This window comes from Streptomyces sp. NPDC051677 (assembly GCF_044453465.1).
Taxonomy (GTDB): Bacteria; Actinomycetota; Actinomycetes; order Streptomycetales; family Streptomycetaceae; genus Streptomyces.
Window position 1 is genome coordinate 116,349 of the sequence record NZ_JBITCT010000013.1, and the last position, 13,440, is coordinate 129,788.

The 13,440-nt window shown below is 69.6% G+C and carries 17 protein-coding genes; 9 read left to right on the forward strand and 8 right to left on the reverse strand.

Features of this window, described 5'->3' with window-relative positions; translation table 11 throughout:
- Positions 1 to 6: 6 nt before the first annotated feature.
- The 4 genes from ACIBAF_RS17670 to ACIBAF_RS17685 all read left to right on the forward strand — a co-directional run bounded on the left by ACIBAF_RS17670 (position 7) and on the right by ACIBAF_RS17685 (position 2,259).
- A complete protein-coding gene (locus ACIBAF_RS17670) occupies positions 7 to 1,017 on the forward strand; it encodes an acyl-CoA desaturase (RefSeq protein WP_399464132.1) in 1,011 nt (336 codons plus the stop codon).
- Complete coding sequence (locus ACIBAF_RS17675; RefSeq protein ID WP_399464133.1) at positions 1,014 to 1,700, forward strand: TetR family transcriptional regulator; 687 nt, start codon at positions 1,014 to 1,016, stop codon at positions 1,698 to 1,700. Before ACIBAF_RS17670 ends, ACIBAF_RS17675 begins: the two co-directional genes overlap by 4 nt.
- Positions 1,701 to 1,762: 62 nt before the next feature.
- Entirely contained in the window at positions 1,763 to 2,014 is a 252-nt protein-coding gene (locus ACIBAF_RS17680; RefSeq protein WP_399464134.1) for a type II toxin-antitoxin system Phd/YefM family antitoxin, read from the forward strand.
- Positions 2,011 to 2,259, forward strand: a complete 249-nt coding sequence (locus tag ACIBAF_RS17685) for a type II toxin-antitoxin system RelE/ParE family toxin (RefSeq protein ID WP_399464135.1) — start codon at positions 2,011 to 2,013, stop codon at positions 2,257 to 2,259. The genes ACIBAF_RS17680 and ACIBAF_RS17685 overlap by 4 nt, the downstream gene beginning before the upstream one ends.
- A gap of 39 nt (positions 2,260 to 2,298) precedes the next feature.
- Here the strand turns inward: ACIBAF_RS17685 and ACIBAF_RS17690 are convergent, their stop codons facing one another.
- Both ACIBAF_RS17690 and ACIBAF_RS17695 read right to left on the reverse strand, forming a co-directional pair.
- The gene (locus ACIBAF_RS17690) at positions 2,299 to 2,472 is read right to left on the reverse strand and encodes a CsbD family protein (protein ID WP_399464136.1); all 174 of its coding nucleotides are present in this window, start codon (positions 2,470 to 2,472) and stop codon (positions 2,299 to 2,301) included.
- A gap of 82 nt (positions 2,473 to 2,554) precedes the next feature.
- Positions 2,555 to 3,355, reverse strand: a complete 801-nt coding sequence (locus ACIBAF_RS17695; RefSeq protein WP_399464137.1) for a trans-aconitate 2-methyltransferase — start codon at positions 3,353 to 3,355, stop codon at positions 2,555 to 2,557.
- A gap of 119 nt (positions 3,356 to 3,474) precedes the next feature.
- On the opposite strand from ACIBAF_RS17695, the gene ACIBAF_RS17700 reads away from it, so the two are divergent.
- Complete coding sequence (locus tag ACIBAF_RS17700) at positions 3,475 to 3,972, forward strand: MarR family winged helix-turn-helix transcriptional regulator (RefSeq protein ID WP_079661767.1); 498 nt, start codon at positions 3,475 to 3,477, stop codon at positions 3,970 to 3,972.
- Here the strand turns inward: ACIBAF_RS17700 and ACIBAF_RS17705 are convergent.
- Positions 3,931 to 4,698, reverse strand: coding sequence for a LuxR C-terminal-related transcriptional regulator (locus ACIBAF_RS17705; RefSeq protein WP_399464138.1), 768 nt, complete (start codon positions 4,696 to 4,698; stop codon positions 3,931 to 3,933). The genes ACIBAF_RS17700 and ACIBAF_RS17705 overlap by 42 nt on opposite strands.
- Positions 4,699 to 4,966: 268 nt before the next feature.
- Here ACIBAF_RS17705 and ACIBAF_RS17710 point away from each other — a divergent pair, with 268 nt between their 5' ends.
- Entirely contained in the window at positions 4,967 to 5,422 is a 456-nt protein-coding gene (locus ACIBAF_RS17710) for a GNAT family N-acetyltransferase (RefSeq protein ID WP_399464234.1), read from the forward strand.
- A 28-nt stretch (positions 5,423 to 5,450) separates the two neighbouring features.
- Here ACIBAF_RS17710 and galK read toward each other — a convergent pair whose 3' ends face one another.
- Genes galK through galT form a run of 3 tightly spaced genes read right to left on the reverse strand, consistent with a single transcriptional unit; the run spans position 5,451 to position 8,646 of the window.
- Entirely contained in the window at positions 5,451 to 6,608 is a 1,158-nt protein-coding gene (gene galK / locus ACIBAF_RS17715) for a galactokinase (RefSeq protein ID WP_399464139.1), read from the reverse strand.
- Entirely contained in the window at positions 6,608 to 7,588 is a 981-nt protein-coding gene (galE, locus tag ACIBAF_RS17720) for a UDP-glucose 4-epimerase GalE (protein ID WP_399464140.1), read from the reverse strand. Before galE ends, galK begins: the two co-directional genes overlap by 1 nt.
- Positions 7,585 to 8,646 carry a galactose-1-phosphate uridylyltransferase gene (gene galT, locus ACIBAF_RS17725; protein ID WP_399464141.1) on the reverse strand — a complete coding sequence of 354 codons (1,062 nt, stop codon included), beginning with the start codon at positions 8,644 to 8,646 and terminating at the stop codon, positions 7,585 to 7,587. The genes galE and galT overlap by 4 nt, the downstream gene beginning before the upstream one ends.
- Before the next feature lie 148 nt (positions 8,647 to 8,794).
- On the opposite strand from galT, the gene ACIBAF_RS17730 reads away from it, so the two are divergent.
- Complete coding sequence (locus ACIBAF_RS17730; protein WP_399464142.1) at positions 8,795 to 10,501, forward strand: sodium:solute symporter family protein; 1,707 nt, start codon at positions 8,795 to 8,797, stop codon at positions 10,499 to 10,501.
- Positions 10,502 to 10,537: 36 nt separating this feature from the next.
- Positions 10,538 to 10,933 carry a hypothetical protein gene (locus ACIBAF_RS17735; protein ID WP_399464143.1) on the forward strand — a complete coding sequence of 132 codons (396 nt, stop codon included), beginning with the start codon at positions 10,538 to 10,540 and terminating at the stop codon, positions 10,931 to 10,933.
- Positions 10,934 to 11,056: 123 nt separating this feature from the next.
- On the opposite strand, the gene ACIBAF_RS17740 is transcribed toward ACIBAF_RS17735, so the two are convergent.
- Positions 11,057 to 11,854: an SGNH/GDSL hydrolase family protein gene (locus ACIBAF_RS17740; RefSeq protein WP_399464144.1), complete on the reverse strand. Its 798-nt coding sequence runs from the start codon at positions 11,852 to 11,854 to the stop codon at positions 11,057 to 11,059.
- A gap of 129 nt (positions 11,855 to 11,983) precedes the next feature.
- Positions 11,984 to 12,388 (reverse strand): ATP-binding protein, encoded by a 405-nt coding sequence (locus ACIBAF_RS17745; RefSeq protein ID WP_399464145.1) that lies wholly within the window; start codon positions 12,386 to 12,388, stop codon positions 11,984 to 11,986.
- A gap of 197 nt (positions 12,389 to 12,585) precedes the next feature.
- Between ACIBAF_RS17745 and ACIBAF_RS17750 the strand changes: the two genes are divergently transcribed.
- Positions 12,586 to 13,437 carry a helix-turn-helix domain-containing protein gene (locus ACIBAF_RS17750; protein WP_399464146.1) on the forward strand — a complete coding sequence of 284 codons (852 nt, stop codon included), beginning with the start codon at positions 12,586 to 12,588 and terminating at the stop codon, positions 13,435 to 13,437.
- Positions 13,438 to 13,440: the final 3 nt, after the last annotated feature.

Here is a 13,440-nt window from a genome sequence, read left to right on the forward strand (position 1 = left end):
ACGCGCATGACCACAGGCTCCAACGTGATCGAAGACCCTTCCCACGCGCCCGACGACAGCCCTACCTCCTCGGCCACGCTGGGTGGCGAGCAGAAGCGTTCGATCGAGCAGATCTCGCTGCTGATCTTCATCATCGTCCCGTTCCTGGCGGTGCTGGCGGCGGTGCCGCTGGCGTGGGGCTGGGGGGTGAGCTGGCTGGACATCGGCCTGCTGGTCTTCATGTACTTCCTGGGGTGCCACGGCATCACGATCGGTTTCCACCGGTACTTCACGCATGGTTCGTTCAAGGCGAAGCGGCCGCTGCGGATCGCGCTGGCGGTCATGGGGTCGATGGCGGTGGAGGGGCCGCTGGTGCGCTGGGTGGCGGATCACCGCAAGCACCACAAGTTCTCCGACGCGGAGGGTGACCCGCATTCGCCGTGGCGGTTCGGGGAGACGGTTCCGGCCCTGATGAAGGGCCTGTGGTGGGCTCACATCGCATGGATGTTCGACGAAGAGCAGACGCCGCAGGAGAAGTACGCGCCGGATCTGATCAAGGACCCGGCGATCCGTGCGGTCTCGCGGCAGTTCGTGTTCTGGACGATGCTGTCGCTGGCGCTGCCGCCGCTGGTGGGCGGACTGGTGACGATGTCCTGGTGGGGCGCGTTCACGGCGTTCTTCTGGGGTTCGCTGGTGCGGGTGGCGCTGCTGCACCACGTCACCTGGTCGATCAACTCGATCTGTCACGCGGTCGGCAAGCGGCCGTTCAAGTCGCGGGACCGGTCGGGCAACGTGTGGTGGCTGGCGGTGCTGTCGTGCGGCGAGTCCTGGCACAACCTGCACCACGCCGATCCGACGTCGGCGCGGCACGGCGTGATGCGCGGGCAGGTGGACTCCTCCGCCCGCTTCATCCGGTGGTTCGAGATGCTCGGGTGGGCGTACGACGTGCGCTGGCCGTCACGCTCGCGTATCGATTCACGTCGCAACAGGGGTGGGGACGGCTCCCGACGGGGGAAGGCGGCCGCTGAGGCGGCATGATTGACGGTGTGGCGACCGACTCCAGCAGTACCTCCAGTCCCAGCAGTGACGCGAAGCCGCGGCGCGCGCGACGCACCCGGATGACGGGGGCGGAGCGTCGCCAGCAGTTGCTGGAGATCGGTCGCACCCTGTTCGCGGCGAAGGGCTTCGAGGGCACGTCGGTGGAGGAGATCGCGGCGAAGGCCGGGGTGTCCAAGCCAGTGGTGTACGAGCACTTCGGCGGCAAGGAGGGGCTGTACGCGGTCGTGGTGGACCGGGAGATGCGCCGTCTGCTGGACATGGTCACGTCGTCGTTGACGGCGGGCCATCCGCGCGAACTCCTCGAACAGGCGGCGTTCGCACTCCTGGACTACATCGAGGAGTACACGGACGGTTTCCGCATCCTGGTCCGTGACTCGCCCATCCCCCAGTCCACCGGCACCTTCGCCTCGCTGATCTCGGACATCGCCACCCAGGTGGAGGACATCCTGGGCCGCGAGTTCAAGAACCGCGGCTTCGACCCGAAGCTGGCCCCCCTCTACGCCCAGGCCCTGGTCGGCATGGTCGCCCTGACCGGCCAGTGGTGGCTGGACGTACGCCGCCCGAAGAAGGCGGAGGTGGCGGCCCACCTGGTCAATCTGTCCTGGCACGGCCTGGACGGCCTGGAGGCGAAGCCGCACCTGATAGGACGCCGCAAGAGCTGACCGCCTCACCCGAAGGGTGAAACATGATGGCACGAGATTAACCTTGTGCCATCATGTGGCTCATGACTGAGATCACGATCAGCGCGGCCCGTGCCCAGCTCGGCGACCTGGTCCGCCGCGCGGCCCACAGCCGCGAGACCATCGCCCTCACCGACCACGGACACGTGGCCGCGCTGCTCGTCTCACCGCAGGTGATAGAGGATCTCGAAGACGCCCTCGCCCTCGCCGACTACCGGCGGCGCAAGGCGGAGGGGACGCTGGGACCGGGCATCCCCCATGACGAGGTCGGACGCATCCTCGGGCTGCGCCCGTGACCTACCGCATCATCTGGGAACCGTCCGCCACGGAGCAGGCCGTCCGGTTCCTCAAGGAGGATCCCACCGGCCTCGCAGCTGTCTACGAGGCCGTCGACGAACTCGCTGAAACGCCGCGCCCCGCCAACTCCGTCGCCTACGGCGTCGACATCCGTCGTCTGCGCGTCGGCGGCTACCGGGTCCTGTACGTCATCGACGACGAGGTGATCCACATCCTCGTCACCCACCTGGGCCGCACGGCCTGACGCGAGCGGGCCGGCCCTAAGGGCCGGCCCTGCTGTCGGTCAGTGCTTGAAGACGTCCTTCCCCTTCTCCTTGGCCTGGCGGGCGTCGCCCTTCGACTGGCCGGCGCGGCCCTTGGCCTCCATCCTCAGGTCGCCCGCCGCACGGCCGGCGACCTCCTTGGCCTTGCCCTTTACCTGTTCCTTCTTGGCCTTGGCCTTCTGGTCCTTCGCCACCGCATATCACTCCCAGCCGCATCGCCGCATCCGACTTCGATGCACCCCGAGTGGCCTTGTGCACCCCCGTTCAAACACCGGCTCACGCGCGCTTCGTCGCCACCGCGAACAGTCGGCGGAACGGCAGGACCGTGCCGTACTCGGCGCTCGGATAGGCCGCGCGGAGCAGGTCGCGGTATTCGGCGACGAAGGCGTCCTGGGCCTCGGGGTCGTCGGCGAGGGCGTCGAGGGCAGGGCGCAGGCCGGTGCCCTTGACCCAGTCGAGGACGGGGTCGTCGCCCGTGAGGACGTGGAAGTACGTGGTCGTCCAGACGTCGGTCTCGCAGCCGAGGCGGGCGAGGCGGTCGAGGTAGACGCCGGGGGCGTGCACGGAGTCCTCGTGGCGCAGCACGTCGCCGAGGCGGTCCTTCCAGCGGGGGGTGTCGCCGAGTTCGCGCATCAGGGCGTGCAGGGGCGCGTCGATGTTGTGGGGGACCTGGAAGGCGAACGTGCCGCCGGGGGCGAGGCCGTCCAGCCAGCCGGCGAAGGCGTCGAGGTGACCGGGCACCCAGTGCAGGGCGGCGTTGGACACGAGCAGGTCGTACGTCTCCTGCGGCGCCCAAACGGCGAGGTCGGCGTAGGCGAAGTCGAGGCCCGCGCCGGCGTGCGCCGCCGCGTCGGCGAGCATCTGGGGCGAGTTGTCGTAGCCGGTGACGTGGGCGGTGGGCCAGCGGTCGGCGAGGACGGCGGTGACGTTGCCGGGGCCGCAGCCGAGGTCTCCGATGCGGGGCGGGTCGCCGGGCAGGTCGGGGACGCGGGCGAGGAGGTCGGCGAAGGGGCGGGCGCGGTGGCCGGCGTGACGCAGGTACTGGGCGGGGTCCCAGGAAGGGTTGGTCGTCGTCATGCCTCGTACCTTCCCCCTCAATCTATCTCGATGTCAAGAGACTTGATCTCAAGAGACTTATCTCCAAGAGGCTCGACATCAAGAGACTTCATGTCGACACAACCACTACACTGATCGTCATGGAGGACGAGGTCGATCGGCTGGTCGCAGCGTGGCGCCGGGAGCGCCCGGACCTCGACGTGGAGCCGCTGGAAGTACTCAGCCGGGTGAGCAGACTGGCCCGGCACCTGGACCGTGCCCGTCGGCTGGCGTTCTCCGAGCACCAGCTGGAGCCCTGGGAGTTCGACGTCCTGACGGCGCTGAGGCGCGCGGGTGCGCCGTATCAGCTCTCGCCGGGGCAGTTGCTCACGCAGACGCTCGTCACGTCGGGCACGATGACGAACCGGATCGACCGGCTCACGAAGAAGGGCCTGGTGGAGCGGCTGCCCGACCCGAGCGACCGGCGCGGTGTGCTGGTCCGCCTCACGGACGACGGCAAGGACCGCGCCGACCAGGCGCTCGCCGGGCTGCTCGACCAGGAGCGGGCGATCCTGGCCGAGCTCTCGCACGCACAGCGCGGCGAACTGGCCGCCCTGCTACGCCAGCTGACCGCCCCGTTCGACAACATCCCCGGCTAGGTCCACGGGCCCGACCCCGGCCCGGCGGGCCAGGGCGACCGCGGCGAGGGTGGAGTGCACGCCCAGCTTGCCGAGGACGTTCTGCATGTGGGTGCGGACGGTGTGCGGGGACAGGAACAGGCGGTCGGCGACGGCCTTGCGGCCCAGTCCGGCGACCATGCAGCGCAGCACTTCGCGTTCCCTCGGCGTGAGGGACTCGACCAGGCGTTCGCTCTCGGTGCGGTGCTTGCGGGCGGCCGTCAACTCGCGCAGGACGCCCGTGAGCAGGGCGGGCGGGAGGTGGGTCTCCTCGCGCAGCACGCCCCGGATGACCGTCAGCAGCCGCGACAGCGAGCAGTCCTTCGCCACCCAGCCGGACGCCCCGGCCTGCAGCGCGAGGGCCGCGCGGCGCGGGTCGTCCTTCTCGGCGAGGACGACGATCCGGACATGTGGCTGGGCGGTGCGCACGCCCGCGACCAGCGAGATCCCGTCGACGAGCCCGTCCTCGCCCACCTCCTGCACGGGCACGGCGGGCCGTATGCCCGGCAGGGAGCCGCCCAGGTCGGCGTCGACGAGCAGCACGTCGTACCGGCGCCCCTCGGCGGCCGCGCGCTCCAGGCTGCGCAGCGCCGCGGGGCCGCTGCCGGCCGCGGACACGTCCACGTCTGGCTCGGCCGCCAGCGCCGCGGCGAGCGACTCGGCGAAGATACGGTGGTCGTCGACGACCAGGACTCGGATGCGAACCACGAAACCCCCTTCCCCAAGCTCCTTGACAGAGCAGGGGATACCCCAAGGTCCGGAGACGGAGAACGGAGGCCGGCGCGGATACGACGCCCGAAGAGGGTGCCATGACCGCACGGCCGCCGCCGTGCAGAGACTGCTACCCCCACCGCGGGCGTCGTACCCGACTGTCTCGCCCCCTGATCGGCACCGGCCCCCACCGGTGCTGTTCACAGGGTAGGGCCGTGGGCTGACAGGGGAAGGAAAATTGCAGAACTGATTGGCCAGGGCGTTTATGGTGAGCCGCATGTTTCGTCTTGAGACAGAAGTCGACAGGACCCGACGCGATCTTCTCCGTTCACGGCTCCTGAAGACCAACACCGAGGCCTCCCCGGTGCTGCGCGCCCTGCGCGGCACGCCCGCCGAACGCGAGTCCCCGCTCCATGTGTGGGCCACCGGCCCGGTGGGCGATCTCGCGGGCGGTCTGGTCGGCCACACCTGGACGACGTGGCTGCACGTCACCTACCTGTGGGTCGACGCCCCGCACCGCGGCACGGGCCTGGGCAGCCGCCTCCTCGCGCAGGCGGAACGCGTCGCCTCCGAGGAACGGGGCTGCGACCGCGTACGCCTGGAGACGTGGGACTTCCAGGCGCCGGAGTTCTACCAGCGGCAGGGCTACGACGTGGTGTGCGTGATCGAGGACTACCCGCCGGGCATCACGGAGTACACGCTGACGAAGCGACTCGGGTAGGGCACCCCGGAGGGGGTGCCCGCCCACGTCAGCTCAGGCGCCGGGCGCCCGCTGCGGGCACCGCCTCGAACACCCTGGGCGTCTTGAAGTCCGCGGCGGCGAAGGCCTCTTCGACGGCCTTGGTGAGGGTCTCGACGTCGGTCGCCTCGGCCAGGACGATCGCCGACCCGCCGAAGCCGCCGCCCGTCATGCGCGCGCCGAGCGCGCCGTTCGCGAGGGCGGTGTCGACGACGAGGTCCAGCTCGGGGCAGGAGACCTGGAAGTCGTCCCGCAGGGAGGCGTGGCCGGCCGTCAGGACCGGGCCGACGGCTCGGGTGTCGCCGCCCGACTCCAGGAGGGCCACGACCTGCTCCACCCGCTGGTCCTCGGTCACCACGTGCCGGACCAGGCGGCGGACCTCCTCCTCGTCCCCGAGCCGGGCCAGGGCCGCGTCCAGGTCGGCGTAGGGGATGTCCCGCAGGGCGTCGACGCCGAGCAGCGCGGCGCCCTTCTCGCAGCCCGCCCGGCGCTTGCCGTACTCGCCGCCGCTGTGGGCGTGCGTGACCTGGGTGTCGACGACCAGCAGCCGCAGTCCTTCGGCGGCCAGGTCGAGGGGGATCTGCTTCTGGGAGAGGTCGCGGGTGTCGAGGAACAGCGCGTGGCCGGCCTCGCAGCACGCGGACGCCGTCTGGTCCATGATGCCGGTGGGCGCGCCGACGTAGACGTTCTCGGCGCGCTGGCACAGGCGGGCCAGCTGCCAGCGCTGCAGCCCGAGCTCGTACAGGTCGTTGAGCGCGAGGGCGACGACGACCTCCAGGGCCGCCGAGGACGACAGGCCCGCGCCCGACGGGACCGTCGAGGACAGGTGGACGTCGGCGCCGGTGACCGGGTGGCCGGCTTCGCGCAGCGCCCAGACGACGCCGGCCGGGTACGCCGTCCAGGCGTCGTCGGACTCGGGCGTCAGCTCGTCCAGGCGGAGTTCGGCGACGCCGGCGTCGAGGTCGGCCGAGTGCAGGCGCAGCAGGCCGTCCTCGCGCCGTGAGACCGCCGCGACGGCGATGTGCGGCAGCGCGAAGGGCATCACGAAGCCGTCGTTGTAGTCGGTGTGCTCACCGATGAGGTTGACGCGGCCGGGCGCCGCCCAGACGCCCTCGGGCTCGGCCCCGTACAGCCGGACGAACCCTTCGCGCACTTCCTGTGCCCCCACTACCGCTCCCTTGCCGCACTGCTTGCGATGTGCTGCGCGAACTCCCACGCGTCCGCGACGATACCCGCGAGATCCGCGCGGGACGGGTTCCAGCCCAGCTGTTCGCGGGCGGTGGCCGCCGAGGCGACCAGGACGGCCGGGTCGCCGCCGCGGCGGGGGGCCACGACCTCGGGGATCGGGTGGCCGGTGACCTGGCGGACGGTCTCGATGACCTCGCGGACGGAGAAGCCGTTGCCGTTGCCGAGGTTGCAGATGAGGTGCTCGCCGGGCTTGGCGGCGGCGACGGCGAGGAGGTGGGCGTCGGCCAGGTCGGCGACGTGGATGTAGTCGCGGACGCAGGTGCCGTCGGGGGTCGGGTAGTCGTCCCCGAAGACCGAGACGGCCTCGCGGCGGCCCTGCGCGACCTGCAGGACGAGCGGGATGAGGTGCGACTCGGGGTCGTGCCGCTCGCCCTGCGCGCCGTACGCGCCGGCCACGTTGAAGTACCGGAGGGAGACGGCGCCGAGCCCGTGGGCGGCGGCCTCGCCGGTGATCATGTGGTCGACGGCGAGCTTGGAGGCGCCGTAGGGGCTGGTCGGCTTCGTGGGCGCGGTCTCGACGATCGGGACCTGCTCCGGCTCGCCGTAGGTGGCGGCCGTGGAGGAGAAGACGAGCTTGCGCACGCCCGCCTCACGCATGGCGCCGAGCAGGGCCATGGTGCCGCCGACGTTGTTGTCCCAGTACTTCTCGGGCTTGACGACGGACTCGCCGACCTGCGAGAACGCGGCGAAGTGGAGGACCGCGTCGAAGGACGGGTCGAGGTGCTTGCGGGCGTCGCGGATGTCGCCCTCGATGAACGCGGCGCCCGCCGGGACGCCCTCGCGGAAGCCGGTGGAGAGGTTGTCGAGGACGACGACCTCGTGGCCGGCCTCCAGCAGGTGCTGGGCGACGACGCTGCCGACGTACCCCGCGCCGCCGGTGACCAGGTACTTCCCGCTCATGAACTCGCTACCTCCCGCAGTCGCTGTGCCGCAGCCTCCGGCCGGATGTCGTTGATGAAGACGTTCATGCCGGATTCGGAGCCTGCGAGGAACTTCAGCTTGCCGGAAGTGCGGCGGATGGTGAAAAGCTCGAGGTGGAGCCCGAAGTCGTCCCGGTGGACGCCCTCGAACTCCTCCAGCGCGCCGAACGGCGCCTGGTGCCAGGCGGAGATGTACGGCGTGGGCGGTTCACCTTCGCCGAAGATCCGGTCGAAGCGCCTCAACAGTTCCAGGTACACCTTGGGGAACTCTGTGCGCGCGTCCTCGTCGAGGGCGAGCAGGTCGGGCACCCGGCGCTTGGGGTAGAGGTGCACCTCGTACGGCCAGTGGGCGGCGTACGGCACGAAGGCGACCCAGTGGTCGCCCTCCAGGACGACCCGCTCGTCGGCGAGTTCACGCTCCAGGACGGCGTCGAAGAGGTTCTCCCCGCCGGTGGCCTCCTTGTGTGCGGCGACCGAACGCAGCATCAGGGCGGTGCGGGGCGTGGTGAACGGGTAGGCGTAGATCTGCCCGTGCGGGTGACCCAGGGTCACACCGATCTCGGCGCCACGGTTCTCGAAGCAGAACACCTGTTCCACGGAGGGCAGATGCGACAGCTCGGACGTCCGGTCCGTCCACGCGTCGAGGACGAGCCGTGCCTGCTCCTCGGTGAGGTCGGCGAAGGACGCGTTGTGGTCGGAGGTGAAGCAGACCACCTCGCAGCGCCCGGAGTCGCCGGCCAGGGAGGGGAAACGGTTCTCGAAGACGACGACGTCGTACGACGAGTCCGGGATCTCGCTCAGCCGGTCGCCCTGCGAGGGGCAGAGCGGGCACTCGTCGGCCGGCGGGTGGTATGTGCGCCCCTGCCGGTGCGAGGCCACGGCGATGGAATCGCCGAGGAGCGGGTCCCGCCGTACCTCCGAAGTGGTGACGGTGCGGTCCAGCGGCCGCTTGTCCACCGCGTCGCGCACCGAGTCGTCCCGCTGGTCGTAGTAGATCAGCTCACGACCGTCGGCCAAGCGGGTCGAGGTCTTCTTCACCGCGACTCTCCATCCGTACCTCAGGCCCGCGGGCCTGGCTCAGTACACCTAACGAAGCTTCAAACAGAATCAAACACATAAAACCATAAACCCCCACGCGTGTCACCACCACAACCAAACAGAGAACACCAAGCGAAGTGAGCAGTGCATGCGAACCCCCACAGAGACGGCATACACGGCAACGGCACCACAGCTGGCGGCGGAGCTGCGGCTGCCTACGAACTGGCTCGACTACACGATCCTCGGCATCTACTTCGTCGTCGTCCTTGGCATCGGCTTCGCCGCCCGGCGCTCGGTGAAGACGAGTCTCGACTTCTTCCTCTCCGGCCGCTCCCTGCCCGCCTGGATCACGGGCCTCGCGTTCATCTCGGCCAACCTGGCCGCCACCGAGATCCTGGGCATGGCCGCGAACAGCGCGCAGTACGGGGCGTACACCGTCCACTGGTACTGGATCGGTGCGATCCCGGCGATGGTGTTCCTGGGCCTGGTGATGATGCCGTTCTACTACGGCAGCAAGGTCCGCTCGGTCCCGGAGATGCTGCTGCTGCGCTTCGACAAGGGGGCCCACCTGCTGAGCTCGGCCCTGTTCGCGTTCGCCGCGATCCTCATCGCCGGGGTGAACCTGTACGCGCTGGCGATCGTCGTCGAGGCGCTGCTGGGCTGGCCGCAGTGGGTGGCGATCGTGGTGGCGGGCTTCTTCGTCCTCGCGTACATCACCCTCGGCGGCCTGTCCTCGGCGATCTACAACGAGGTGCTCCAGTTCTTCGTGATCCTGGCGGCCCTCATCCCGCTGTCGGTGCTGGGCCTGAAGAAGGTGGGCGGCTGGGACGGCCTGAGCGACAAGCTGACCGCGACCCACGGCGACGACTTCGTCAGCGCCTGGGGCGGCACGGGCATCGGCAGCGCCAACCCGCTGGGCGCGAACTGGCTGACGATCGTGCTGGGGCTGGGCTTCGTCCTGTCGTTCGGCTACTGGACGACGAACTTCGCGGAGGTCCAGCGAGCCCTGTCGGCGAGGAACCTGTCGGCGGCGCAGCGCACTCCGCTCATCGCCGCGTACCCGAAGATCTTCATCGTGTTCCTGGTGATGATCCCGGGACTGGTGGCGGCCGTGCTGGTGCCGAAGATCGGCACGGCGGACTCCGACCTCCAGTACAACGACGCGATCCCGTACCTGATGTCACAGCTCCTGCCGAACGGCGTGCTGGGCATCGCGGTGACGGGTCTGCTGGCGGCGTTCATGGCGGGCATGGCGGCGAACGTGTCGTCGTTCAACACGGTGTTCACCAACGACATCTGGGCGAAGTACGTGGTGCGGGGACGGGAGGACGAGTACTACGTCCGTTTCGGCCGTCTGATCACGGCGATCGGCGTGGCGGCGTCGGTGGGCACGGCGTTCCTGGCGTCGTCCTTCTCGAACATCATGAGCTATCTGCAGACGCTGTTCAGTTTCTTCAACGTCCCGATGTTCGTCGTCTTCATCGTCGGCATGTTCTGGAAGCGGGCGTCGAAGAAATCGGGGTTCTGGGGCCTGCTGGCCGGCACGACGGCGGCGATGGTCAACTACTTCGTCCTCTACAAGCAGGACGTCATCGGCATCCCCACCGACCAGGGCGCGAACTTCGTGTCGGCGATCGCGGGGTTCGTGGCGGGCGCGGTGGTGATGGTGGCGGTGTCGCTGTTCACCGCCCCGAAGCCGGACGAGGAACTGCAGGGCCTGGTCTACGGCACCGTCTCCCCCGGCATGGCCGAGCCGCCGGCGGCGGGCGACGACGCGTGGTACCGGCGGCCCGCGCTGCTGGGCTGGGGCGCGGTGATCCTGGCCGCCGCCTGCTACATCCCGTTCTCGTTCTGAGCCCCGTCACGACCACTGCGGGAGAATGGAAGGACCATGTCCGAGCAGTTCGAACCCGACGAGCAGGCGGCGCGTGCGGAGCGCGTGGAGCGGCTGCGGCATGCCGGGTACTCCGAGGCCGACGTCCAGCGCGAGGTCACGGAACTCGAGGAGAAGTCCGCGACCGCGGCCCGCATCTTCGACCTGCGCCGCATCATCGGCGGCCTGTTCGTCGTCTACGGCGTGATCGTCACGATCGCCGGCATCACGGACGGCGACGCGGAGATCGACAAGGCGCAGGGGATCAACATCAACCTGTGGACGGGGCTGGGGATGCTGGCCCTGGGCGTCTTCTTCCTGGCCTGGCTGAAGCTGCGCCCCGCGGCGCCGGTCACCCCGACGCTGCCGCCGGAGGCGGTGCAGGGGGAAGGGGAGCCCCCGCGGGGCGAGTGAGCGTGCGGTGAGCTGTGGGGCCGGGCCGCGCGAGCGGGTCCGGCCCCTGGGGACGGCCCCTGAGGGCAGCCCCTGACCCGGGAGGGTCCGCCGAGGGGCGTCAGCCTGGGGTCAGCCCGTGGGTCAGCCCGTGGCCTCGTTGAGCTTCGCGGCGTAGCCCGCCAGGTAGCCCTTCAGGTTGGGGTGGAAGACCGAGGCCGCGTCGGTCAGGTCGTTGATCCAGGGGTCGGAGCCGCACGCCCCGTGGCCCTTGAACGCGTCGCGCATGTCGATGAAGGAGGTCGGCTCCTTGGCCGCCGCGGCCTGGGCGCCCTCGGCCAGCGCGTCGGCCAGCCCGTTCATGGCGGTGCGCTTGGCGGGGCTGAGGTCGATCACGGGGCAGGCGCCGGTCGAGGAGACGGTCCGCGGGTAGCCGAGCACGACGATCGCGGCGCCCGGCGCCTTGGCCTTGACGTCCTTGTAGAGCCCGGCGAGTTCCGTCACCAGCTGGTTCTTCGCGTACGACGACATCCAGTCGGTGGCCGTCTTGCAGTAGCTGTCGCTCTGCGTGAGGCAGGCCTGGACGACGCTGGAGAACTGGGCGTCGTTGCCGCCCACCGTGAGGGTGACGAGGTCGGTTTCGGCGCTCAGGGCGGACAGCTGGTCGGCGCGCACGTCCGCGATGGTCGCCCCGCTGCAGGAGACGTCCTTCAGCGTGAAGTCCGAGTGCGCGGCCGCCCACTGGGCCGGGTAGTCGAGCGCGCTGCGCTTGCAGTCGCCGGCGGCGCTGTCGTAGTACCCCGCACCGACCCCGGACGCGTACGAATCCCCGAGAGCCACGTACTCCAGCTCCCCCGCCGCCTGGGCGGGCGCGGTCGTCATGCCGACCGTTCCGGCGAACGCCATGAGGCCGGTCACGACAGTAGACGTCAACTTGCGCATGAGTTCCTTCTGGTCTGGTCAGTGAGGCACGTGCATGGAAGTCGAAGTTCATCAGCCACGCCGGTCGCAACGGCAGAAGAAGGTGACGATCTGCCCCCGTTCCTGCCCTCCGAGCCCCGAGGACCTGCCCTATGCCACGGCCAGTTCGCACCAGACGAGCTTGCCCCGGTGGCCCATGCGGGACAGCGGCTGCCAGTGCCAGACGTCCGAGCAGGCCCGCACCAGGGCCATGCCCCGGCCGCTCTCGGCGTCGTCCCCGACCTCCTCCAACCGGCTTGGCGGCTCGGGCGGTTCGGGGTCTGCGTCCCAGGCGCCGATCTGCAGGACGCCGTCCCGGAGGCGGATGCGGAGGCAGGCGGGGCCTTTGGTGTGCAGGACGACGTTGGACATCAACTCCGAGGCGAGCAGCTCCGCCGTGTCAGCGAGGTGGATGAGTCCGTGGAGGGTGAGGACCAGGCGGAGAGGGCGGCGACAGACGGTGACGGCGCGGGGGTCGGTGGGGATGTAGAGGGAGTACTCCCAGGGTTCGGACATGCGTCAACTCCGGGTGGGGGTGGTGAGTTTGCTTCCGTGCGGTGGCATGCCTCAGCCGTCCCGGCAGGACGGAGCGGTGCACTTCCGCAGCGCGTGCGGTGCATCACCGACGGTAAGGCAATAATTTCTGCCTCTGCAACCTGTTGCCGTAATCTGGCACCCGAACGAGGCACAGCAACAGGGACGTTGGGGAGCACATGGCACCGAGGAGTCATCCCACCGCGCGGCAGGCCCGCCTGGGCGCAGAGCTGCGCAAGCTGCGCGAGGCCGCTGGCCTCACAGCTCGTGAGGTGGCGGCCCTTCTGAACTCGACGTCGGGCCAGATGAGTCAAGTGGAGGCGGGTATCGCAGCCGTCAGCGCGGAGCGCATCCGCCGACTTGCAGCGCATTACGCCTGCACGGACGTCGAGTTCATCGACGCGCTGGCAGCCATGGCCGGCGATCGCAGACGCGGCTGGTGGGACGACTATCGGGGAGTCCTGCCCCAGGTGAACCTCGACGTGGCCGAGGCCGAGCACCACGCGACGTTCCTGCACGAGGTCGTCATCAACTACGTTCCAGGGCTGCTCCAGACACCCGACTACGCCCGAGCTGTCTTCAACTACATGCGCCCCGAGTTGCCCGACAGCGAGCTGGCACCCCGGGTGGAACACCGAATTCGACGACGCTCAGTCATCGAGGGCGACCAACCAACACCCTACGAAACGATCGTCCACGAATTCGCCCTGCGGGTCAGAGTGGCCGACCGTCAAACCTCACTCGCTCAACTCCGGTGGATCCTCGACCAGATCGAGCAGGGTCACACCTCGGTGCGCGTCATCCCCACGGACCAGGACGGCTTTGCCGGTGCCGACGCATCGATGATGTACATGGGCGGTCCGTTGCCCCAGCTGGACACCGGGATGCGCGACGGTCCCACCGGCACCCTCTTCATCGACGCAGAAACGCAGTTGAAGCGACTCCGAACACTCTTTCGTAAGGTGGAGATGGCGTCGCTGGACCCCACAGCGTCACGGGACTTCATCCACCACATGACCAAGGAGCTGTGAGCC

What these genes read in the sequence shown, in the direction of transcription:
- ACIBAF_RS17675 (WP_399464133.1), top strand. Translation starts at nt 1,014, where the DNA reads ATGATTGACGGTGTGGCGACCGACTCCAGCAGTACCTCCAGTCCCAGC.
- ACIBAF_RS17745 (WP_399464145.1), bottom strand. Translation starts at nt 12,388, where the DNA reads ATGTCCGAACCCTGGGAGTACTCCCTCTACATCCCCACCGACCCCCGC.
- ACIBAF_RS17670 (WP_399464132.1), top strand. Translation starts at nt 7, where the DNA reads ATGACCACAGGCTCCAACGTGATCGAAGACCCTTCCCACGCGCCCGAC.
- galE (WP_399464140.1), bottom strand. Translation starts at nt 7,588, where the DNA reads ATGAGCGGGAAGTACCTGGTCACCGGCGGCGCGGGGTACGTCGGCAGC.
- ACIBAF_RS17730 (WP_399464142.1), top strand. Translation starts at nt 8,795, where the DNA reads ATGCGAACCCCCACAGAGACGGCATACACGGCAACGGCACCACAGCTG.
- ACIBAF_RS17735 (WP_399464143.1), top strand. Translation starts at nt 10,538, where the DNA reads ATGTCCGAGCAGTTCGAACCCGACGAGCAGGCGGCGCGTGCGGAGCGC.
- ACIBAF_RS17695 (WP_399464137.1), bottom strand. Translation starts at nt 3,355, where the DNA reads ATGACGACGACCAACCCTTCCTGGGACCCCGCCCAGTACCTGCGTCAC.
- ACIBAF_RS17740 (WP_399464144.1), bottom strand. Translation starts at nt 11,854, where the DNA reads ATGCGCAAGTTGACGTCTACTGTCGTGACCGGCCTCATGGCGTTCGCC.
- ACIBAF_RS17700 (WP_079661767.1), top strand. Translation starts at nt 3,475, where the DNA reads ATGGAGGACGAGGTCGATCGGCTGGTCGCAGCGTGGCGCCGGGAGCGC.
- ACIBAF_RS17750 (WP_399464146.1), top strand. Translation starts at nt 12,586, where the DNA reads ATGGCACCGAGGAGTCATCCCACCGCGCGGCAGGCCCGCCTGGGCGCA.
- ACIBAF_RS17710 (WP_399464234.1), top strand. Translation starts at nt 4,967, where the DNA reads ATGGTGAGCCGCATGTTTCGTCTTGAGACAGAAGTCGACAGGACCCGA.
- ACIBAF_RS17680 (WP_399464134.1), top strand. Translation starts at nt 1,763, where the DNA reads ATGACTGAGATCACGATCAGCGCGGCCCGTGCCCAGCTCGGCGACCTG.